Source organism: Paenibacillus sp. HWE-109 (genome assembly GCF_022163125.1).
GTDB lineage: Bacteria > Bacillota > Bacilli > Paenibacillales > NBRC-103111 > Paenibacillus_E.
On the sequence record NZ_CP091881.1, the window covers coordinates 3,836,207 to 3,858,791 of the forward strand.

The window sequence follows — 22,585 nt, forward strand, 5'->3', positions numbered from 1 at the left end:
CTAATTCTTCATCCTCTTCAATGCCCACTTCTCAATACGGCGATTAATTTTCGTGAAAAAACCTTCATCCGCTATGGAGATCGGCTGAACCAGGATCGTATAAAGCCCCATTCGATTGCCGCCAAGAACGTCTGTTAACATTTGATCGCCTATGACCGCTGTTTGTCTAACGTTCGTACCAAGCAGCTTCATAGCCTTGTGAAATGAGACGTTCGTAGGTTTCTTGGCACGATGGATGAACGAAATGCCCAGAGGCTCGGCAAAGGCGGAAACGCGGCCATGGTTGTTGTTGGACACAATGACCACCTTGAAGCCCATCTTCTGCAGCTGTTTCAACCACTCTATTAACTCAGGAGTCGCATGCGGATCACGCGCGCCTACCAGTGTGTTATCGAGATCTGTAATGATTCCGCGAACGCCAAAATCCCAAAGGTGATTGGCATCAATATCATAGATTGTATGTACGGACTGTCTGGGTATGAGCTTTTTCAGCAAACAACTTCCCTCCAACTGCTTCCTCGACATATACGTGAAACTATACCATAGTGACCCGTTTGTTGCAAAAAGAAAAAGAACATATTTTCGCTCTAGGAACGCGCCGGAAGCGGCAGCCAGTTCAATACATTTTGAATTTTGCGATCCCAATAGCCCCATTCATGTGTGCCTGGCTCTTCTTCATAGGTTAGGTTCAGCTTCAAATCGCGGCAATAATCACGGAACCTGATATTATCTTCATACAGGAAATCTTCCGTGCCACAGCATTGATAGAGTTCAGGCTTAACCCCTTGGTACACCGACAGTTGATCTGCCAAATGAAATAAATCGTCACCGCTGCCTTTAATCTTCGTAACATCGCCATAGATCAGTTTGAAATCATCCGGAAAACTGATGGCCCGGCCGGAAATATCCAAAGCTCCGGATAAGCTAGCCGCTGCAGCAAACCGATCTGGATGCGTTAGCGCAAGCTTCATTGCTCCGTAACCGCCCATGGAAAGTCCTGCCGCATAATTCAATTCTCTTTCTTCGGCTAATGGAAAAAAGGAACGGGCGAGAGCAGGCAGCTCCTCACTGATGAACGTCCAGTAGTTAGGTCCCGACGCCATATCGGCATAAAAGCTGCGATTCACAGCAGGCATGACAACCGCAATGCCAAGCTCTGAAGCATATCGTTCAATCGACGTTCTGCGCATCCAAATGGTATGATCATCGGACAAACCGTGGAGCAAATAAAGTGTCGGATGCTTGTCCCCATAAACAGATGAAGCCAACCCAATTTGACTTTTCGCCACTTGCGGTAAAATAACGTGCATCGATGCAGATACACCAAGAGAATCTGAAAAAAAGTGACAATCTATAAACGCCATATGAATATCTCCTCTCACAGGGAAGCCACTCCCTATTAGGGAAGTGGCTTCTACTGCTATTTCATCTGTTCTTTTAATCGGCTTATCGACTGATTAACCGTTTGGTAATCCGTTTCTGTAGAACTCAACTGACTATACTTGGCTCGTTCAAAGAGCTCGATCACCGTTTCCAGCTCTTTTTTCATCCACTTGCTTTGATTCGCCCACCGTGTTGCCGCTTCTCTCATCGTTTCATGTTCCAGACGCAAATAGCCTCTGCGGCGGCTTAATCGCAGCAGTTTTTCAAATTCAACAATAATTTTTTGATTAAAATTAATCACTTGTAATTCTTTGCGCCGTGTTCGCCAAGCGCTCCAGACCTCGCTTCTCATTGCGAAGTATAAGCCGGAAGCAACCACAAAAGCTGCTGCTATACCGCTTAAAGTTAGCCATAGCCATGTAAAGCTTGGCGCCGCTTCTGTTGACTCTACTTCAGGCAATGGGTCCGTTTCTGTTGTTAACGGAACAGGAGGCGGCGTTACCTCAGGGAATAGATTCGGCAACTTGAAGCCTGAAGTCGGTTCAAAAGAAATCCAGCCGAAACCTTCAAAATAAACTTCTACCCACGAATGGGCATCTGAATTTCTGATCGTGTACGTCCCCTCAGCATTTGCATCGATTTCAGCTCCCAATTGACCCAAAATACCGAAGTCCCTGATCTGGTCAGGTACTGGTGAGACGCCCGATGAATACCCTTTTACCCAACGTGTAGGAAGACCGATCGAGCGCGTAAGGACAGCCATAGCGGTTGAATAATAATCACAGTAGCCTTGCTTCACTTCGAACAAGAAGCGATCCACGAAATCCTTGCTCTTGCCTTTTGTTTCATCCGGTGTGTTCGTATACGGATAGTGCTCGGACAAATACTTTTCGATTAGTTTGGCTTGATCATACGGATTTGTTGCCGACTTGGTAATATCAAGTGCCAATTGCTTCACACGTTCAGGTAAATCAGTCGGCACTTGCAAATACTCAGCCCAATCCGGTTTGTTCGTATAATCGGCTTTCACTTCGCGCAATAAGGCTTCTTCCAGAATCGGCTCTTGCGTCGTTATGACATAATCTTTGGGATAATTGCTTTTGCCTGTAAAACGGAGCTCCGATTGACGAGGTGACCATAAAATTCGTTGAAACGGATTCTCGCCTTGATTCACTTCGTCTATTTTCTGAATAGCAAATCCTCCGAACAGCACGGGAAATACCTCTTCCCGCTGCATGACAACTTTCTGTTTCACCTCTTGCGTTTGCAGCAAGGACTGATCGAATCGCGGGTCAAGCGGAAGCGGGTTCAAATTAACGCGATTAACCGGAAGTTTGCGCTCAGAAGGACTAGCTTCCCACCCTTTTCCATTATATAATGCACGCGTTTCTCCACGGAAGTAGGTTCGCTTCGTTGTTTCAACCGTCATGACCGGAGTGTAATCATAACGGAAGCCGCCTCCCAGCCGGCTATCATCTCGGCTGTAGCCAGAGGAAGCATCAGCCGTAGAAGCTGTAACACTGATGCCTTTGCCTAGGAGCGGAACGGATTCTCCGCGGCTGACCTTCCAGGCTGTGTAGGGGTCGGTGATAATCGGACTCACCGTTGGGGCAACAAGTCCAACCAGAAAGGTTACACCAACAATCAAAACAACGGGTACGATCAGCGCTGACGGGTAATCAGTGATGGTTTCCCAAATCACAGGCGCGCGTTCCTTCAAGCGGGCCATGTGGCGAAGCATCAACAGCGAAAAGCCGCAAAGAATAACGATGGCAACCTGTGGCCATAGAAAAATCGTGCTGAAGGAATCACGGATGGCAAAAAACATAACACTGACGAAAATTAGCACGACGATCCGCAATCTGGATTGAACAGACCACATGGCGAATTGATACGTGACCCAAGCGGATAGGCTGAACCAAATGAAAGGTTCCAATTGCCCGGCATTTAAAGCAATCCAGCGCAAAGTTTCATGCCATGATGTCACATGCACAGCGACGAAGTGATAACCCATTCCCCAGCCATGCAGCCATACAATCAACAGGAATTGCAGAATGAAACGCCATACGCCGTGCAGTCGAGGCAAGAAGTACGTAAACGCGATCAGGCATAATGAAGCTGTGACGAAAGAAACGGTTTGGGGAAGCCACAAGCCATCCTCTTTCATAATCCAAATCACGAATTGATAAAGGAAAACCCCGGTCAGAATGGCGCTGACACGCTGCTCCCAATCGGCAAACAGAAACTTTTTCCAGATGGAGTTAGGCATAACGTTTCGCCCCTCCCAACAGATTGGGCAAATCCGTTAATTGGTTGACCTCATACCCCATATAACCCTGCGCACGGATAGCTTTAATCCAATCTTCTTGTTTATCCTGCTGTGCACCCAGTGGTTTGAAAGCTTGAGGAGACCTATCATGGACCCAGATATGACAAGGATTCATTTGCAAATGCTCCAGATGCGTTAATACCTGCATCATCACGGCTCCTTTTTGCGGAGAAATGATAACGAAGAAACAGCCAGCTGGCAGCTCACGTGTATGTTCCTTGAGGATCTGATTCAAAGGGCGATAGCCATCTGCTTCGACACCGACTAAATGCTTGAGAATGTGTTTGTGATGATTCTGGCTTTGTTTCGCTTCAAAGAACGTGGATTCCTTGCCGATGGAAAGTAAGCCTAACGCCAAATCGCGACTGGCACCGTAGCGAAATAACGAAGCAGCTACAGATACTGCCAGCTCAAATTCAGCTACATCCCCATAAGCACGGGCGGTGCGATCCAGCAAGATGATCGTTTTGGGAAGCGATTCACGCTCGAACTCTTTGGACTTCCATGTCCCTGTTTTGGCTGTGGCATTCCAGTGAATCCGCGATAGCCGGTCCCCATAAATATATTCCCGCACCCCGTTGATTTGCGTCGTCTCGCGGTGCGCTCTCGTCGTTGTGGAGTGATGCTGCATTCCTTTGAGCATTTGGTGAAATTGCGCCCATTCCCGAATCACGATGGTTTGCGGATATACCGTTAGCGACTGCGTAAGATCCAAACGGCCTTTATGCTGAAAGAAGCCAAAAATATCCTCTGTCAAACACTCCGTAGCGCCAAACTTATAATACCCTCTTCGCAAAGGCGGTGTGCTGTACAGCAATTCCCCCTTCCTTTTCCAATCTGGCACAAGCGATCCTTCAAAAATGGTTTCTTCGCCATTCAGACGGATGAGTTGGTCCTTGATCATCATATACGGGATCGGCCAAAAGCCGGGGATTTGCACGCCAATTCCGATCTGCAAGGATTGCCCTGCTTCCAGTTGGGCTTCCTGCCCTAAATTGGAAATTTTGCGAGTTCCTTGTGCGCGTCTGATGCCGCTCCAATTGCCTGATAGCAGGTAGATGGATAAGAGCGTTATGATGATAAAAAGCATGGAAGCAAGCTTACCGCCTTGGAACAGCAGGAAGAACAAGCTTGCGGTGAAGCAGGCGATCAGAAGCCATAGAGGTGCCGGAAACCGGGGACGCGCCCCGAATCGTTTGAATACCGGTCGATTCATAGGCTCACTTCTCCAATCGTACCGGCACGCGGACCTGCTCGAAAATCGCGCCGAGAACGGAAGAGATCGTGGCTCCGTCCATGCGGGCTTCCGTATGAAGAATCATCCGATGGCCGAGCACATAGGGAGCAAGGTACTTAATATCATCCGGAATGACATAATCTCTTCCTTGCAGAAAAGCAAATGATTTGGAAGCAAGCACTAGCGACAGTGTAGCTCGCGGACTTGCTCCTAGGAACACAGCTTGATGATCGCGTGTTTTGCGAGCTATGGCCACTAAATAATCGCCAACAGCTTCATCCAGATGAACATGCTTTACCTGATCTTGAATCGAGAGCACCTCCGCGGTGTTCATTACAGCTTGCAGCGACTCCATCGGGTGCAATTTGCTCTGGGAAGCAATCATCAGCTTCTCGGCAGCTTCACTCGGATATCCCAAACTTAGCTTAATCATGAAACGGTCCAACTGTGCTTCCGGCAATATGTATGTGCCTTCGAAATCAATCGGATTCTGCGTAGCGAGCATCAGAAACGGCGAAGGAAGTTCATGAATATCCCCGTCAACCGTGATATGCTGTTCTTCCATCGCTTCCAGAAGCGCTGACTGGGTTTTGGTCGTAGCCCGATTGATCTCATCGACGAGTAAAATATTCGTCATAATCGGTCCTGAACGGAACAGAAACTTCTCTTCTTTGGGATGATATATAGAAACACCGGTAATATCCGAAGGTAGTAAATCGGGATTGCATTGAATGCGGCGAAATTGACCGTCTATTGAGCGAGCCAGTGCTTTGATAAGGACTGTCTTGCCTGTTCCAGGAACATCTTCCAGCAAAACATGTCCGCCGGCCAGCATCGCAGTAAGTAATAATTCAATCTCAGAGCTCTTGCCAAGTATGCAGGATTCTAAATTCGCTTTCAGCCTAGCCAGAACTTCTACATGATGATGGGTGGCAGTTTCCATGTCTTGATCCTCCTTAAAGTTTGCGTTGCCATTGGGCGAATTTCCGCCCTTATGTCCAAATTAGGTTGGAATAACTACAAAAAGTGCGTAAATCCAGTTTACAGCAAAGCTTTTCGTCCGTATACTTGTAATTCCTCTAAATTTATTTGTTAAAATTAACCATGCTGTTTAGACGCAAAACAAGCCCTTTCGGTTCGATCCAAAAGGGCTTGTTTATCACTTTATTTATCCTTTGGGTTTCACAAAGACGGCAGCTATGAAAGAGAAGATAATGGCTGCCGAAATCCCCGCGCTTGTGACCTTGAAAATACCGGTAATGATGCCGATATAGCCATCTTTGTGCAGCTCTTCAAGGGCGCCGTGCACGAGCGCATTGCCAAAGCTGGTGATCGGAACGGTAGCGCCAGCACCAGCGAATTCAATGAAAGGATCGTACAAGTTGCAACCATCCGCGATTGCTCCTAAAACGACGAGCGTACTCATCGTATGTGCAGGTGTCAGTTTCCCTACATCCATGAGCAATTGCCCGAACACGCAAATCGCGCCGCCGATAATAAAAGCCCATACAAAACTCATGCGTACAACCCCCCAGACTCAATAGAAACTGCATGCGCTATACAAGGAATGCTCTCCCCTTGTTGGAAGGAAAGCGGAGAAAGCAATGCGCCCGTCGCGACGACGAGAATACGCTTGAGCTCGCCCTTCTTCATCCGTTTGAGCAAATGCCCATAGGTGACGGTTGCCGAGCAGCCGCAGCCGCTACCCCCCGCTTGAACGCTTTGCTTCTCCCTGTCGTAGACGAGCAAACCACAGTCGCTGTAGGTCGTTTGCTCGATCGGCACCTTGTGCTTGGCGAACAGCTCCCGCGCAATGTTCACCCCAACCTCCGCCAGGTCTCCGGTGATGATCAGATCGTAGTAGCCAGGCTCGCGATCGAGATCGCGGAGATGCGCCTGGATCGTATCCACGGCTGCGGGCGCCATCGCCGCGCCCATGTTGAACGGATCGGTGATGCCCATATCGACGATCCGACCGATCGTAGCTGAGGTGACGACAGGTCCGTCACCGGACGTGCCCAGCACGGCGACACCAGCGCCGGTTACGGTGTACTGCGCCGTCGGCGGCTTCTGAGAGCCGTATTCCGTCGGATAACGGAACTGTTTCTCCGCCGTGCAGTTGTGGCTGCAGGTGCCTGCCATCACATGCTTGGCGGCGCCTGAATCGACCAGCTGTGCGGCGAGTGCCAGACCTTCCATGGAGGTCGAGCAAGCACCGAACAAGCCAAGATACGGCATCCCCAGTGTGCGGGCAGCGAACGTGTTGGAGATGATCTGGTTCATCAGATCCCCTCCAAGATAGAACTGAATCTGGCCGCCAGTCAGCCCTGCGTTATCCAATGCACGCTGTGCGGCTTCTTCCAGCAGGACCTTTTCCGCTTTCTCCCATGTTTTTTGGCCCATCGTCAAATCGTCATGCACAAGATCAAAATCATCCGCGATTGGCCCTTTTCCCTCGTCAGGCCCGACAACAGTACCCGTCGATAGGATGACGGGCCGATTTGGAAAAATCCAGCTTTGATGCCCCTTGAGCATATGGTCAACTCCCGCCCATAATAATGAGATGCACAATGCCAACGAAAAAAGCAGCAACGGTTCCAAATACAATAACTGAGCCCGCTAATTTGAACATGTTGCCGCCAACCCCGAGAACAAGCCCTTCTGCCCGGTGCTCAATCGCTGCGGAGCATAGGGAGTTTGCAAAACCGGTAACAGGCACCGCGCTGCCTGCCCCTGCCCATTGAGCAATTTTGTCGTAGACGCCAAAGCTTGTTAAAATGACAGAAATGATGATCATGGTAGCCACCGTCGGATTTCCGGCCGTCTTCTCCGTAAAGCCAAACCAGCTGACATACATATGCATAAAGCATTCCCCAATTAAACAAATAACGCCTCCGACCAAAAAGGCGCGCACGCAATTTTTCAAAACAGGGCGTTTGGGTTCTTGCTCCTTCGCCAACTTCTGATATTCCTGCTGCGTCATGGTCAATGTTTTTTTCTTGTTGTTCGCCATGCCTTTCCCTCCAATTCATCCAAGTGCCTAGCTTCTCAAGATGGTTGTGACTGATTGAATGACTTTCGTTAGCTGCTCGGAGCATGACTCATACATCATCTTGGCTTGCTCATGCTTCGTCGTAAGTGAGAATAGCTCCAAATCCGCTTCACACTTTTTCAAGGTGGCAAGCAGCATGGGTCTTGCACTTGGCGCCGGAACCTGGAGTTTGTCATCAAATAAATCTACGGTGAGCTCCCCGTGGGTATCTACTTGGCCAAGGAAAACATTCTCTATGGTTACGCCTATTTTATCCAGTTCCTCATGCAACCATCCACGACCTTTGCCTGCCGCAGCGAGCGGCTCATTCTGAATTTCACCATCTATCACGACCGTTTGCGTGGGCTTTTCCGTTACTAATTTCATGTTCAAATGCTTCGGTGTCAAGGGCTGCAGCTCGCTTTTGAGGAGCACACTGATATCTCCACTGGCTTCCAGCATGGCAAACTCCACATCCGCAACGCGAAAGACGCTCTTGGTGCGCAATTGTTCCAACAGCTCGTCCGCCGTAAACCTTTCTTTTTTCAAATTATCCTCCAGTACTTTCCCTTCTTTGATCAGGACAGTCCCTCTGCCATCAACCCAGTTGCGCAAGGTTTTGCTTTTCAGCGTGAGCAATTCCATTCCAAGGGGGACGAAGCACCAAACAAGAATGGCGATAACGCCATGTCCGAAATTCGCTTCCACATCCGTGGAAATCACCCCTGCCAGGTCTCCAAGGGTAATCCCGATCACATACTCGAAAAACGTTAATTGAGATATCTGTTTTTTTCCTAAAATCCTCGTTAAAACAAACAATAAAACCAAAGTTGACGTAGCTCTTACTACAATATGCAACCAATCCGGCATCGCCGTATCCTCCCTTACCTATCACTCCAATCCATGTCATTATGTGCTTTTTGGAGGTCAAGTATCATTAATTTGCAATGGGTTTATTTGTTATTTATGTAAAAGGCAAATCGGGGCATATTAAATAGCGCAAACAAGGTGATTGACACCACAGATATCATTCTTGCTGCAAAATTCTATTACGAGGTGAACCTTCATGACCGTGTCCGCACAGGTAAAAACAACGTTGGCTTCTCTAAAAAGCGCACAAGCTAGCTTAGAAACATTCGCGCTCAGCACACAAAATCAAGAAGCTAAGCAGTTGTATGAAACTGCGGCCAAATCCACCCAAGACATCGTCACTCAAGTTTCTTCCCGTGTCCAGCAATTAGAAAATGAAGAACCTCAATATAAAGGGTTCTAAACAAGCCAAAACAGCCGCTTGCGCGAGATGCGCGAGCGGCTGTTTTTATTGTTATTTTATAAAAAACAAATAAGCAACAAAGTAAGCAAGACATACAAAACTAAGATTAGAAGAATGAGTTCCTCTTTCTGCAACTCTTCTGGCATAAAAGCCGCCCTCGTTTCCGGGTGATTTGCTTGCTTATTGCACGGGCTGGCCGGATGCTTTTCTCAGCTCATTGGCCAACCGATTAAACTCCGCTCTTGCCTGTTGGTCATTCGTTGCAAAATAAGCTGCTGACAAAAAGGCAATCACCTTGTTCGCATCTTCTACACTTAACATGGGAGCAATCCCCTTTCTTATTTGCCGGTCCAGTAATCAAAGGTCAGCGCTTTGTTTGTGAAAAATGCATAAGGCAAGTAACAATAACCGTGGTCTCCCCAAGCTTTCCCCCAAGAATTTCGAGCGATGATGTAGCCCTTGCCTTTGCTCTTGCCGTCTTTATAACCGACAGCCAACAGCGCATGTCCGCCTAGCACCAGTTCTTTCTTGCGATTAGGGTAAGGAATTTTCCCCGTTCTTGCCGCTGCAGCACCTTCAAAAGATTCGTACAGCCTTATGCCAAATACAACAGGCTGCCCGTCTGCTAGAGCCGCTTTGATGCCAGCCAAGTCATGGATGCGATGGTAACTGCCGATACGATAGGAGCTTGCCGCTTGCTCCGCTTCTTCATCCGGCTTCACTTTATATTGGTTTATGCGATATGGCCACTCCGTTTCAGGACACACGCCTACTTTGTGCAGCACCTTCATCCCGTCACGGACAGTTGCTCCGGCATCTTGATTGACGCTGCCTTCGAGCTTCCGTTCATGCCAATAATGGAATAAGCGAGACAACCGAATGTTAGAATCGCTTTCGCGGCGCAGCCAATATTCACGCAGTCCACTTACAATGGCATTGGATGTGCATGAGCCAAGCTGCCCTTGATTCACGATAGGTGATAACTGCTTCCGCAAGTCCATTTGCCGAGGCAGTTGCGATTCATGAACATAATTAGCACTGCGATAAAAATAATCACGAAAATCACGTTGATCTCGTTTTACTTTGTAAATACGCATCGGTTACCTCCCTCGATTCCTAGTGACGGAATTAAAGGCAGTATATTCACCCATGGGCAAGAGCGTGCCAAAAAACCTAGCCGTAGGCTAGGTTAGGTTCAACAGCAGCCATTTGAACAAATAAGCACCTTAAGGCTGCCTTATTTGTTCATGACTCGCCTATAAATAGATTCATAGCGTTTGGTCATTCGAGAGGTTGTAAACCGACGAATGACATAGCGTCTAAGCTCATGTGGTTTTGGGAAGTTCCCTTGCCGGACTTTGGCAACCATTTCAGGAACTGATCTACAGATTAACTGTGGGAAACCAGCCATCACCTCGGGAACAGCGCCGCGATTAAGCGCTACGACCGGCGTTCCACAAGCCATCGCTTCAATCATCACTAAACCAAACGGCTCTTCCCAAAGAGAGGGAAACAGGACGCAGTGCGCATATTTCAGAAGTTTTTGCTTCTTCTGGCCGCCGATCGGTCCGACAAAATGGATATTGGGATTGCGCCGGATGCGAGGGGCCAATTCACGGCGAAACCATGCTTTATCTTTGATTGGACCCGCGATAATCAGTTTTTTATTCGTTTTTTCCGCAATTTCTATCGCTTGCAGGACACCTTTTGCCGGTAAAATCCGCCCCATAAAAGCCATATAATTGTGCTTCTTGTCACTGAATTCATACTCGCTCGGATTAATCCCGTTATACACATAATCACCGCGATTTTTCCCCATGACTTGTTTGGCTCGCTTGGAAACATAAACGGGATGCTTCACACGATGTTTAACTGGCAAATGGAGCGTGCATACGGTTGGAATTCGCAGTTTTAACTTCCCAAGCGCAGAACCGAAGGTATGGTCATGAATAACATCTACGTGCCGCGGCAAGTTGCCCATCACATATTTGGCAATTCCTTTGTCACGAAGACCTTTGGGGAATGGCTTCAATTTGGCTCTTGTGCGGCTTCCCCTTGTTGCGAAAACCGTCACATGATGACCTCTTTTCACGAGATTTTCCGTCAGTTCATAGACGACCTTCTCCGTTCCTCCCTGATTGGTTGGAGGTAGCTTCTGGGCATTCGGATAGTTAGAGATAACTTGAATAATATGAAGCCGTTTCATTAGAGTTCACTCCGTTTCTCTTAACATATGTGACAGGCGTTCATGAAGCCATTGTTTGAGCTTAGGTCTTTTGTTTGTTTCGGCTAGAATGGCTCCAATATAACCTTGATGATTGCCAATATCGTGCCAGTCGCCCTGGACCTTACACGCATACATGGCTTCAAATTGGTTAAGCGCCAGCAAGGCATCTGTCAATTGTATCTCGCTGCCAATGCCTGCTTGCTGCTTGGCTAACAAGTCAAAAATCCGCGGTGTCAGAATGTAACGCCCGAGAATGGCGAGATTCGATACTGCTTCTTCTGGCGCTGGTTTCTCTATCAAATTCGAAACAAGGTAAATTCCTTCATTTAGAAGTTTCGCCTCGACGACACCATAATTGGATGCTAGTTGTGCATCTACTTCCTGCACGCCGATAATAGAAGTCTGATAGCGATCATAAGTTTGAATCAACTGTGACAAAGCCGGTATTTGTGCATCAAAAAACGTATCGCCGAGCAGCACAGCAAAGGGTTCATTTTGAATAAACGCCCGAGCGCACCAGATAGCATGTCCCAAACCTAAGGGCTCTGTTTGCCTGATATAATGAAGTTTGGCTAACTGGGTCGGTTCCTGTGCCCGCTGCAACAGCTCAAGCTTTCCGGCTGCTTTCAGATGATTCTCCAACTCAAAGGAACTATCGAAATGATCCTCGATCGCTTGTTTCCCTTTCCCTGTTACAATGATGATTTCCTCAATGCCTGAAGCTACCGCTTCCTCAACAATATATTGAATAGTCGGCTTATCAATGATAGGCAGCATTTCCTTTGGCAATGCCTTGGTCGCCGGTAGGAATCGCGTACCCAAACCTGCTGCTGGGATGACCGCTTTTCGAATCTTCAAACCTCTCACCATCTCTCAAGTAAATGAAATAATCTTTATGTTCAACGTATGCAAATCTCTCAGTATTGCCACGGACATCTATCTTTTTCTCAAAAAATATACTGGTTAAATCAGGTCATAGTTACTTAGCCAGCTTTCCGTTATGATGAGAATATACCGAATGATCAACGGAAAGTGAGGAACAACGACCATGATGATAACCTCTTTGCGCCCAAACAAACTTGTTCATTTCTTAGCTTTCAGCTGTGCACTTCTATTCCTAGCAACAATCACTGCACAAACCGTAGAAGCAAGGGAAAGTCAATATACGCGAAATGGAACAGGCCCTCTGTATTGGAGTACTTATGAGTATCAATACACGCGAAACGCGCCTATGGATGAAGCCGAATGGGAAAAAAATATCGACTGGATTGCAAGCGATTACAAAAATTCCGGCTATGATATGATCGCTTCAGATGGCTGGATTGAGGGTGCTCAGCGCACAAATGATAACGGTTACATTCTATCGCATAACGATAGGTGGCAGCATGATTGGTCCTACTGGTCTACCTATATCCATAATAAAGGCATGAAACTGGGCGTTTACTATAATCCCCTTTGGGTTACACGAAGCGCGGCTGAAGATCCAACGAAAACGGTGATTGGAACCACATATAAAATCGGTGATATTGCCAGTTCTGCCGATAAATTCAATGATGATTTATATTGGGTAGACGTGACCAAGCCTGGTGCTAAAGCCTATATCCAAGGGTATGTAAATTTTTTCAAACAGCTCGGGGTGCCTTATCTTCGCATAGACTTTCTGTCTTGGTATGAAACTGGCACAGATAAAGGCAAAACGATTGGCGTTAATCATGGTGCTGAGAACTATCAAACCGCTTTGCGCTGGATGCAGGAGGCTGCTGGCGATGATATGGAACTAAGTCTCGTTATGCCGCATTTGAATAACCATGGCGCTGGTGAACTGCCTTATGGCGATATGGTTAGAATCAATGAAGACCTGGCGCATGGCGGGTGGGAAAATCTGAGCGGTCAACGGCAGAATTGGGTGAACAGCTGGTCCCAATGGGCCAACCCCTTCCAGGGCTTCACCGGATTTTCGGATATTGCTGGACGCGGCTCCAACATGATTCTTGATGGCGATTTTATCCGCATGCATACGTTCAAAACCAATGAAGAACGCAAAACGATCATTAATTTATTTACGATGGCCGGATCGCCCATTGCGATTGCTGATCAATATTCCACGATTGGACAGAACGGCAGCTTTTATACCAACAAAAATATGCTCGAACTGCACAATCAAGGCTTCGTCGGAAAACCATACTATAACAATGGGAATTCGTTCAGCAGCGACCCTAACGCGAGGAATTCAGAGAAATGGCTGGGACAAACAGCGGACGGAAGCTGGATTGTCGGGTTGTTCAACCGCTCGGATCAAACCGCTGTGCGTGCGGTGAACTATTTGAATGATTTGGGAATTGTCGGATCAGCGAAGACGACAGAGCTATGGACGGGAGCAAATCTCGGCAGCTTATCTGCCTACAGCCCTTCACTTGCCAAGCATGCATCCAAGGTGGTCAAGATTGAACCGGCTGGCACCAAGGTCAACTACGCGGCTGAAGTCGCAACTTGGATGAATGGCACCCATTTTAACAATAACTATGCGGGTTATGAAGGTTTTGGGTTTGTCGACGGCTTACAAATTACGGGCGCTAAAATTGTTTATGCCGTGCAAGCTATTGAGGAAGGTGATTACGCACTCTCCTACCGTTATGCCAATGGGTCAGGAGCAACTGGCAGCCTTCATGCAAGCGCAACCGATGGGAAAGGAGTTACGGCTGATCCCTCTCATCTGGTTTCATTCGCCCCGACCGCAGGATGGCAGTCATGGGCGAGTCAGAAGGATCGCATCCATTTGAAGAAAGGCGTGAACTTCATCACGTTGGAACATACCGCTTCGGACAATGGCAACATCCATTTGGATGGCATGGTCTTGGACACTGATCGTTTAACGAATGCGGCAACGCCGCTGATTGCGAATGGGAACTTTGAGCAGGGCACGATCGGGGGTTGGACAGAATGGCATCCTGCTGGTCAAACTGCCAAGTATGGTGTCGACAGCTACGATGTGCATAGCGGGAACTTCAAACTTTATTTCTGGGATCCGAAAGCTTACAAGATGAGCGTCCACCAGAAATTAAGCGCACTGCCCAGCGGCACTTATACAATCAGCGCATGGGTCAAAGAAACCGTGTACGGGAAGACACCGAGCACCGTTCGCATGGAGCTAGCTGGCTATGGCGGGAAAGCCGTGTACAACAGCATTCTGCCAAGCAGCGGTTATCAACTGATCCAGTCCACCATTAAAGTAATCAGTGGCAGCCTGGATGTCGGCTTCTATATCGATTCCCCCGGGCTGACTTCGCTGCAGATTGATGATGTATCGATCGTGCGAATGGAGTAAGATTAAGAGTCTCCAAGGGCTGCTATTACGCGTGAAAGCGTTGCTTTCCCACGGATAGAAGCTTCTGGGAGTCTGTCCGACGAAAAGAATTAAAAGAGCACTCCATCGTGAAACTGAACGATGAGTGCTCTTTATGTGTAGCTTTGTAGCTTTTCCCTGTTCAATCTGGTTTTTCCGTAGCCTACTCCCTCTCATCCAGCCACTCTTTGTTTACGGGCAGACCTCTCCCGTTTGTACAAAGTGGCTGGTTTGGGATACTTCGCCGCATGCAATTTGCGGATGTTGTGGCTTAGAGAGAGCAGTATGAACTCCCCAGATACTTTATCCTCGCCCCGCAAATGGAATTGACGAAATCCTTGAACCTCCTTCAACTGCCCCCATATCGGTTCAACGATCGCCTTACGCATTCGGTAAACGGCTGTTCCCTCATCACTTTGCACTTTCGTTCGCATTTCCTCTCGCAGGGGATCATGCTCGCTACGTGTGATGGAACGCTTCCCTGTTTTACTTTTTACACACTCGTCTCGAAAAGGACATTCGCTACAGACGCTGCATTCATAAACCCAAGTCGTTGGCTTATCTGCATCATTCGCATGCACGGTTCGTTTCCGTGTAAGCTCTTTGCCAGCAGGGCAGAGATAATAATCTAGCTCAGGTACATAAGTGAAGTTGGTCTTGTCGTAGGCATTATTCTTTTTTTTGTTTTCGCGATCGGCAGCAATGTAGGCATCCACTTCAGCCTCCAGCGCCGCTGCAATGTTGGACGCACTAAAATACCCTGCATCAGCACTCAGCTTCTGAGGCCTATCTCCTGTCATTGTTTTCATGGAATGAAGCACGTTTTCAAACTGCTGTTGATCGGTTGTTTGGTTACTCATTTGAAGTCCAACGATGAAGCCATGATCGCTGTCTACGGCAATTTGTGGATTGTAGCCTTGAATGACACCTTGGTTCCGTGTGCTCATGATGCGAGAGTCGGCATCGGTAAAATTAAATTGATCGCTCTGAGGAGATTCGGCCTGTTCCGCTGGCCGCTGTTCTTCCAAATTCTCCAGCGCAGATTTTATTTGCGCGATGCGGGCATAGCGTTCCTCCAACGATAGGGAAGGACTCGTCGGATGGGGTTCCTCCAACATTTCCTCGGTAGCAGAATACTCCAATGCTTGCCGGACTTCGTCTTCCAATTGAACGAGGCGTTTTTGCATACGCTCACGTGACATCGATTTATGTTTAGAGGCGCTTGCCTTTATTTTAGAACCGTCAATGCTCACATGCCCGAGCGAGATATAGCCCAGTTCCATAGCGATTTGTATGACTTGTTTGAATAAACCTGGAAGGGTATCCAGGTGGTTCTTCCGAAAGTCACTCAGCGTACGAAAATCTGGCAGGTATCCGCCACATAACCAGCGAAAAGGAATGCTTTCTTTCGTAGCTATTTGAAGTTTCCTAGACGTGAAGACGCCTGTCGCATACCCATAGAACCACAGTTTGAGCAGCATGGCAGGATGATAGGCTTCTTCTCCACGCTTGGAGTATTTGTTAGTAATGGCAGATAGGTCTAACTGCTCGACGATGTCGCTGACAAGTCTAACTTCATGATCATCTGTTACCCACTCGCTTAAATAGATAGGTAGAAGTTCACCTTGCTCTGTGGTATATGCTTTGAATTTAGCCATGCCTACGACACATCCTTTTGAAGTCTTATTACTACTTATTCGGAATTGTTTGACTAATTCCTGTTTCGTCGGACAGACTCCTGGAGGCTCTTATTACTTGGATTAGCTGAAATTTATCTTGTCCGAGACAAGATAGGAGTCTCCAAAGACTTCTATCCCGCTCAAAATCCCCATTTTCCCGCAAATAGAAGCTTCTGGAGGCTCTTATTCCTTGGAGTAGCAGCAATTTATCTTGTCCGAGACAAGATAGGAGTCTCCAAAAACTTCTATCCCACTCAAAACCCCCATTTTCCCGCAAATAGAAGCTTCTGGAGGCTCTTATTCCTTGGAGTAGCTGCAATTTATCTTGTCCGAGACAAGATACGAGTCTCCAAAGACTTCTATCCCGCCCAAAATCCCCATTTTCCCGCAAATAGAAGCTCCTGGAGACTCTTATTCCTATGAGCAGCTGCGGCTTGGGAGGTGCCCGACTCCCCCTGATGGTGGATGCTGTTCTCTGGCAGCAGTATCGTTCCCATTGCGAAAACCCCATAAATCATTGATCATATATGGGAAATAAATGGGCCGCAATTGCGCCGATGAACGTTACCCAGCTGTTTCAAGACGATTCTATTGCCACTAGAATAGGAAAAACCAGTCCCCTCCAAGTCTGGAAACAGACCGGAATTTGACTGGTTAAGCAAACAAAATCTTTTAACGCAGATAACGTACAAGCGGATCAATCTGCTGCTTCTTGATGTCATCTGCAACAAGCTTAGCGATGGCAATCCCACCGAGTTCTTGAAAATGTGTATTATCCTCAGCCCCCTTGGGGAAATTCAGGAATTCACCGGGATAGGCCCACATAAACAAGGATTTCGTCGCCTCTTCTCCGAGCGCTTCAAACAATTGTCTGCTTGCTTCGGCCAAATCAATTAGAGCTACATCCTCTTCCTCAGCCAGCTGTTTCATGGCCGTCAGGTAATCCCCGTGTGAATCTATGATCTTACCCGAAGCGTCAAACGATCTTCGCTGGACAGAAGTGACAAGTATCGGAGTGGCTCCACGTTTTCTAGCTTCATGAAGATAGATGGACAAATGCTCTTTGTACGTTGAAAATGGCGCCGTCGCCCGCTCCGCGTCCAGCTTCTGATCGTTATGCCCGAACTGGATGATCAAGTAATCATTCGCACTCAGGTTTTCCAGAATTGGCGCTAGCCGCCCTTCGTCCAAAAAACTTTTTGAACTGCGGCCGGAAACGGCATAGTTCGCTACCGCAGCATCCGCTTTCACAAACAGAGGCAGCATTTGCCCCCAACCCGTGTAGGGGTAGCCGTCCTCTGGCTGATCGGTCACGGTGGAATCCCCGACCAAGTACAGCGTTGCTGCCTGCGGAGCAGCGAGAATCTCCAGCGCATTGATCCGCGGCGCTACGCCAGAGAAAACCAAACGCAATCGCCCGTCCGACACGTGAATGGTGAAGCTGTTGCTGGCGAATTCACCAGCAGCAGTCACGAATTCCGATAGCAGCAAGCGGCCGGATCCGGCCTTCAACGTTGTACATGTGGCCGTGATTTGGTCGCCCATCACCGTATGGATCGTGTAATTCCCATTCGGTACATCCACAATGAAAGCAGCGCCAACCGGAATGCAGAAGTCTTGCCGCAGCGCCTCCGGACGGCCTCTTTCACGCTCGTACACATTGCTGCCAGAGAGGAAGCCAAAGCTATCGCCGCTGGCTTCGTCATAGACCGTGCTGGAGCTTACTTTGGTATAGCCTTCCTTAGCAGCGCTCGTTTCCGGGCCGAAATCAAACCGCAAATGTACGCTCATCGGAATCGACCTACCAATCTTTGCGATTCAGCAAGGAAGACAGGAAGGTAAGTCCCAGGCCTTGTCCCCAGCCCTGAATACGCTTGTATGGCACACCTCTGTAGCCGTCAATATCTCTCATCACAGCTGTTCCTGCTGAAACGCCGGTTACTGTTCCATCATCCGTAATCCTTGAAAGAATACCTTGAATCGATTTATTCGTATATTTGTTGTACAGCGGTCCTGAACCGATCAGCGCCGCTGCGATTCCGGCGGAACCTGAGGTTTCCAGATAAGACGATGTGTCCGTAACAACGGTATGCCACAAACCGCTTTCGTCCTGCAAACGAACCAGAGCGCTTAATTGATCTCGCAGCGAGCCCTCCAGAATCATAAAAGAAGGATGCGTTACATGGACCAAACGCAGCGCGCGTGCCATCGTAATGGCTGCCCAAGCATTGCCGCGAGCCCAGAACATGCCAGACATATGAGTCTGAGCGAGGTTATCCCAACCATGATAATACAAATTCGTCGTAGGGTCCTGCAAATAATTTTCATGTCCATGATATTGTTTCAGTCCATCTTCGAAATAATCGTCACGCTTAAGCATGGCGCCAATCCGCAGTAAAAAGTACCCAGCCATGAACATCGTGTCCACCCAAGCCTGCTCCGGAAAATTATAGGTTTCCGAATTCACGGTGTGTTGGAAAATCCCTTCGCCGAAGCGTTCAGCTTCATGCGTGAGGAATTCAGCCATTTGGGTCGCGATGTCCATATACCGCTCTTCACCAGTCTCTTTGTACAGGGTGAGCAGCGAATGACCGATCGAGATCCCGTTAACTGACAGCTTAGGCAGTCCATCCTCCAGTTTCTCATCCACCCATTCTTTCAATAATTGCAGATATTCCTCATTCCCCGTCGCTTCGAAGGCTTCCGTTACGCCATAGAAAGCCACACCGCCCGGCCAATCCCAATTAAAGTCCATACGGAACGTTCTGCGCACTACGCGGTCAATCACTTTGCGAATTTCATCGGCATCAAATTGTAAGGCTGGCATCTCTTCATTTCCTCCCTGTTGCATCGTATTGTCTATATCCGTAGGCATGCTTTCTTATCCTTTCAATCCGCTCGTCGAAATCCCATCCACAATATACTTCTGGAAGATGATGAACACAACGAAGATCGGAACCAGAGATAACGTCGACATGGCGAACATGCCGCCCCAGTTGTTGAGGGATTCACTATCCAAAAATAATTTCAAAGCCAAGGAAACCGGATACAAGCTTGGATTGTTCAAATACAGCAGTGGCGTGTAGAAATCATCCCATCTCCAATAGAAGGAGAAAATTGCGGAGGTCACGAGTGCAGGTACAATTAACGGGACGATGATTTTGTAAAAGATACTGTATTTACTGCATCCGTCCATCTTGGCAGCCTCATCCAATTCCGGCGGAATGGTGCGAATAAATTGCATGATCAGAAAGATGAAAAACGGAATTCCGAAAAACTGCGGGATAATAATCGGTTTGAAGCTGGATAGCCAGCCAATTTTGGCAAATAAAATGTATTGCGAAATGATCGTGACATCCTGCGGAAGCAGCAGCGTCAGCATAACCGCTCCGAACCAGAATTTGCTACCAAAAAATTTAATGCGGGCAAAGCCATAACCGACCAAGGCGGAGGAAACGACCGCACCAATCGTCGAAAGGATAACGATAATGAACGAATTTTTCATGAAAGTTGCAAATGTTATGCCGGCAAAACCCTTCCAACCTGAAACATAATTGTTCCACTCCAGTCGGCTCGGAATCAAACTGGTCGCTGTCGTATAGATTTCTTCATTCGGTTTCAGTGAGCTGGCAACCAACCATAGGATCGGATAAATCGCTGTGATCGCGATCAAGCATACAAGGAGATGGTACAGCACCGTTCTTACACTTTTCCTAGATAACACCATGTCAGATCCCTCCTAGCTTTCGTAATGAACCCAATATTTCGAAGTTTTGAAAATAACCAATGTAATGACGCCGATTAAAATGAGCATGAACCAAGCCATCGCTGAAGCATAACCCATTTCGAAGAAAACGAATGCCCGATGGAATAAATAGAGCGAGTACAGCAGCGTATTGTTCAGCGGCCCGCCTTCGCCATTGGAAATAATGTAGGCAGGCGTAAACGTCAGGAAACCTGAAATCGTTTGCAAGATGAGATTAAAAAGAATAATCGGACTTAACAAAGGCAGTGTGATGTGAAAAAATTTGCGAATAGGTCCTGCCCCGTCTACACTTGCAGCCTCATAATACGTACCTGGAATGTTTTTGAGGCCAGCCAGGAAGATCAGCATGGAGGAACCGAACTGCCATACGGAGAGCAAGACTAACGTGCCAAGTGCTGTTGCCGGATAGCCGATCCAAGAGATCGTCGTGTGAATGCCAATGTTGTCAAGAAAAGCATTGATCAGCCCTTTGTCACCGAAAATTTGACGCCACATGATGGATACCGCGACGCTTCCGCCTATTAAGGAAGGCAGGTAGTAGGTAGCCCGGTAAAGACCGATGCCGCGCACAGCGCGGTTAAGCAGCATAGCGACTAGCAAGGCGATAATCAATCGCAGTGGAACGGAAGTCAATACATAGGTTAGCGTCACCCTGATCGAATCCCATATTTTATCATCATCCGTGAACATTTTCTCGTAATTAGCGAACCCAACCCACCTTGGGGCTGATAATAAATCATACTCCGTAAATGAAAAGTATAACGATGAAATCATCGGAAACAGCGTGAAAATCAGAAATCCCAGGATGAAAGGTGATATAAACACATAACCGACTATGTGATCATTTTCACGTAGTTTCATAGTTCCACTCCCTCACGTTCGTTAAATTCTGTTTATTGGGTGCAGGCGGCTTCGCTTAAAACCGAAAACCACCCACTTCACACCCTTATTTCTTGTTTCTGACCAGTATCGCACTCGCTTCTGTGGAGAATTTGGCAGCTGCTTCTTCGACTGAAAGCTTTTTGTACAAAATTTGCTCCTGCATATCCCGCAGCAGTTTGCTAACTTCCGCTGCACCTATCGGATCTGGTGGATCCATGCTGCTGCTGTTTTGCTCCGCCCATGCCATGTAGTCATAGATTTTCTGATCTCCCTCTGATAATGTAGGCTTCAAACTTTCCTTCACATCTTTGGAAATCGGAATACCACGATCACCTTTAATGAGTTTGTTCGCTTCCACATCATTCAGGAACCACGAAATGAATTTGGCTGCTTCTGCCTTTTGCTTGGAGCTTTTGGCAATGGAGAACAGCATCGTTGGTTTCAAATAAAGCCCCAGCTTCTCATTAGGTCCCGGAAGACCGATCAGCGTTAGCGGTTTTTTAGCAGCCTCCTGCAAGGAAGCAAATTGATTGGACCAAGCCATCGTCATAAACCCATCGCCCAGTACAACCGGATTCTCTTCAGGTGTCAATTTGGATAATGCCTCTTTATCCCACTCGCGCATATACCCTGCCTCATACCATCTAAGGTACATCTTGAAGTAATCTATAAAATAGCGGGGATCGCTATACCCAAGACTCGTACCGTCCGAGCTAAAATAGTGCTGATTCTGCGTTCGCAAGTAGTATGGAAAAAACTGATCGAATCGCATATGGTCGAGCACCTTGCCTTGCGACTTCATCCGCTTCGCAATTTGCTCCAAATCGGACCAGGTCCAATTCGGTCGAATGGATGAAATGCCCGCTTTCTCCAGCATGGCAGCATCGAAGGTCGCCCCCATCGCATTCATCCCAAGTGGGATGCCATAGAGCTTGCCGCCGACTCGTCCGGTATTGATCGTAGCTGATTCAACAGATCGAACGTTGATCGTTCCACTACTCGTCAGGCTCGTTAAATCTTCCAATTGATCCTTCGTGCCGTATTGCGTCAAGTACGAAATATCCATCTGGATCAGATCCGGAAGTTGGTTCGCCGCGGCTTGCGGAGCCAGCCTTTTCCAATAATCATCAAAGCCCGCATATTCCGTATCTATCTGAACCTCAGGATGCAAATCTTGATACATCGCGATCAGCTTCAACGTATAGTCATGCCGTGCTTGACCGCCCCACCAGGCAATGCGCAGCTTGACCTCCTGTTTGCTTCCACTTTTCCCCGTTTCAATCGTCCGTGGTGTCCCTGTTCCCCCATTCGCTGATTGCCCATTCGAGCTGCATCCTATAACTGTCGTGAATAGAAGAGCGAGGTGCAGAATTGAGATCATTATGCGTTTCATAGTTCGTTTCCCCTTATGCGTCACCTGCGCTCCACATGTCTT

At 47.8% G+C, this 22,585-nt stretch carries 21 protein-coding genes; 2 read left to right on the top strand and 19 right to left on the bottom strand.

What is annotated here, in order from left to right:
* The 9 genes from LOZ80_RS16335 to LOZ80_RS16375 form a co-directional block, all read right to left on the bottom strand.
* On the bottom strand, positions 1–495 hold the full coding sequence (locus LOZ80_RS16335) for a YqeG family HAD IIIA-type phosphatase (RefSeq protein WP_238172367.1): 495 nt from the start codon (positions 493–495) through the stop codon (positions 1–3).
* Positions 496–587: 92 nt separating this feature from the next.
* Complete coding sequence (locus LOZ80_RS16340; RefSeq protein ID WP_238172368.1) at positions 588–1,364, bottom strand: alpha/beta hydrolase; 777 nt, start codon at positions 1,362–1,364, stop codon at positions 588–590.
* A gap of 56 nt (positions 1,365–1,420) precedes the next feature.
* Positions 1,421–3,652: a transglutaminase TgpA family protein gene (locus tag LOZ80_RS16345; RefSeq protein ID WP_238172369.1), complete on the bottom strand. Its 2,232-nt coding sequence runs from the start codon at positions 3,650–3,652 to the stop codon at positions 1,421–1,423.
* Complete coding sequence (locus tag LOZ80_RS16350; RefSeq protein ID WP_238172370.1) at positions 3,645–4,928, bottom strand: DUF58 domain-containing protein; 1,284 nt, start codon at positions 4,926–4,928, stop codon at positions 3,645–3,647. The genes LOZ80_RS16345 and LOZ80_RS16350 overlap by 8 nt, the downstream gene beginning before the upstream one ends.
* A gap of 4 nt (positions 4,929–4,932) precedes the next feature.
* Positions 4,933–5,892, bottom strand: a complete 960-nt coding sequence (locus LOZ80_RS16355) for an AAA family ATPase (RefSeq protein ID WP_238172371.1) — start codon at positions 5,890–5,892, stop codon at positions 4,933–4,935.
* Positions 5,893–6,117: 225 nt separating this feature from the next.
* The gene (spoVAE, locus tag LOZ80_RS16360) at positions 6,118–6,468 is read right to left on the bottom strand and encodes a stage V sporulation protein AE (protein WP_189006577.1); all 351 of its coding nucleotides are present in this window, start codon (positions 6,466–6,468) and stop codon (positions 6,118–6,120) included.
* Positions 6,465–7,484: a stage V sporulation protein AD gene (spoVAD, locus tag LOZ80_RS16365; RefSeq protein ID WP_238172372.1), complete on the bottom strand. Its 1,020-nt coding sequence runs from the start codon at positions 7,482–7,484 to the stop codon at positions 6,465–6,467. The genes spoVAE and spoVAD overlap by 4 nt, the downstream gene beginning before the upstream one ends.
* A 4-nt stretch (positions 7,485–7,488) precedes the next feature.
* Positions 7,489–7,962 (bottom strand): stage V sporulation protein AC, encoded by a 474-nt coding sequence (spoVAC, locus tag LOZ80_RS16370; protein ID WP_238172373.1) that lies wholly within the window; start codon positions 7,960–7,962, stop codon positions 7,489–7,491.
* Between the two features lie 27 nt (positions 7,963–7,989).
* Positions 7,990–8,850 (bottom strand): DUF421 domain-containing protein, encoded by an 861-nt coding sequence (locus tag LOZ80_RS16375; protein ID WP_238172374.1) that lies wholly within the window; start codon positions 8,848–8,850, stop codon positions 7,990–7,992.
* A 196-nt stretch (positions 8,851–9,046) separates the two neighbouring features.
* Between LOZ80_RS16375 and LOZ80_RS16380 the strand changes: the two genes are divergently transcribed.
* Entirely contained in the window at positions 9,047–9,253 is a 207-nt protein-coding gene (locus LOZ80_RS16380; protein ID WP_079411817.1) for a DUF1657 domain-containing protein, read from the top strand.
* A gap of 180 nt (positions 9,254–9,433) precedes the next feature.
* Here LOZ80_RS16380 and LOZ80_RS16385 read toward each other — a convergent pair whose 3' ends face one another.
* The 4 genes from LOZ80_RS16385 to galU all read right to left on the bottom strand — a co-directional run bounded on the left by LOZ80_RS16385 (position 9,434) and on the right by galU (position 12,338).
* Complete coding sequence (locus LOZ80_RS16385) at positions 9,434–9,574, bottom strand: N-acetylmuramoyl-L-alanine amidase (protein WP_189006588.1); 141 nt, start codon at positions 9,572–9,574, stop codon at positions 9,434–9,436.
* Positions 9,575–9,591: 17 nt separating this feature from the next.
* Positions 9,592–10,350: a C1 family peptidase gene (locus LOZ80_RS16390; protein WP_238172375.1), complete on the bottom strand. Its 759-nt coding sequence runs from the start codon at positions 10,348–10,350 to the stop codon at positions 9,592–9,594.
* Between the two features lie 140 nt (positions 10,351–10,490).
* Positions 10,491–11,459: a glycosyltransferase family 4 protein gene (locus LOZ80_RS16395; RefSeq protein ID WP_238172376.1), complete on the bottom strand. Its 969-nt coding sequence runs from the start codon at positions 11,457–11,459 to the stop codon at positions 10,491–10,493.
* Positions 11,460–11,465: 6 nt separating this feature from the next.
* Complete coding sequence (gene galU, locus LOZ80_RS16400; protein WP_238172377.1) at positions 11,466–12,338, bottom strand: UTP--glucose-1-phosphate uridylyltransferase GalU; 873 nt, start codon at positions 12,336–12,338, stop codon at positions 11,466–11,468.
* 190 nt (positions 12,339–12,528) lie between these two features.
* Here galU and LOZ80_RS16405 point away from each other — a divergent pair, with 190 nt between their 5' ends.
* Positions 12,529–14,805 carry a hypothetical protein gene (locus tag LOZ80_RS16405; RefSeq protein ID WP_238172378.1) on the top strand — a complete coding sequence of 759 codons (2,277 nt, stop codon included), beginning with the start codon at positions 12,529–12,531 and terminating at the stop codon, positions 14,803–14,805.
* Positions 14,806–14,996: 191 nt separating this feature from the next.
* On the opposite strand, the gene LOZ80_RS16410 is transcribed toward LOZ80_RS16405, so the two are convergent.
* The 6 genes from LOZ80_RS16410 to LOZ80_RS16435 form a co-directional block, all read right to left on the bottom strand.
* Positions 14,997–16,481 carry an IS1182 family transposase gene (locus tag LOZ80_RS16410; protein WP_238166762.1) on the bottom strand — a complete coding sequence of 495 codons (1,485 nt, stop codon included), beginning with the start codon at positions 16,479–16,481 and terminating at the stop codon, positions 14,997–14,999.
* 693 nt (positions 16,482–17,174) lie between these two features.
* Entirely contained in the window at positions 17,175–18,293 is a 1,119-nt protein-coding gene (locus LOZ80_RS16415; protein WP_238172379.1) for a rhamnogalacturonan acetylesterase, read from the bottom strand.
* Positions 18,294–18,303: 10 nt separating this feature from the next.
* A complete protein-coding gene (locus tag LOZ80_RS16420; RefSeq protein ID WP_238173006.1) occupies positions 18,304–19,329 on the bottom strand; it encodes a glycoside hydrolase family 88/105 protein in 1,026 nt (341 codons plus the stop codon).
* A gap of 54 nt (positions 19,330–19,383) precedes the next feature.
* Positions 19,384–20,229, bottom strand: coding sequence for a carbohydrate ABC transporter permease (locus LOZ80_RS16425; protein ID WP_238172380.1), 846 nt, complete (start codon positions 20,227–20,229; stop codon positions 19,384–19,386).
* 12 nt (positions 20,230–20,241) lie between these two features.
* On the bottom strand, positions 20,242–21,129 hold the full coding sequence (locus LOZ80_RS16430; RefSeq protein WP_238172381.1) for a carbohydrate ABC transporter permease: 888 nt from the start codon (positions 21,127–21,129) through the stop codon (positions 20,242–20,244).
* Between the two features lie 85 nt (positions 21,130–21,214).
* Positions 21,215–22,543 (bottom strand): ABC transporter substrate-binding protein, encoded by a 1,329-nt coding sequence (locus LOZ80_RS16435; RefSeq protein WP_238172382.1) that lies wholly within the window; start codon positions 22,541–22,543, stop codon positions 21,215–21,217.
* Positions 22,544–22,585: the final 42 nt, after the last annotated feature.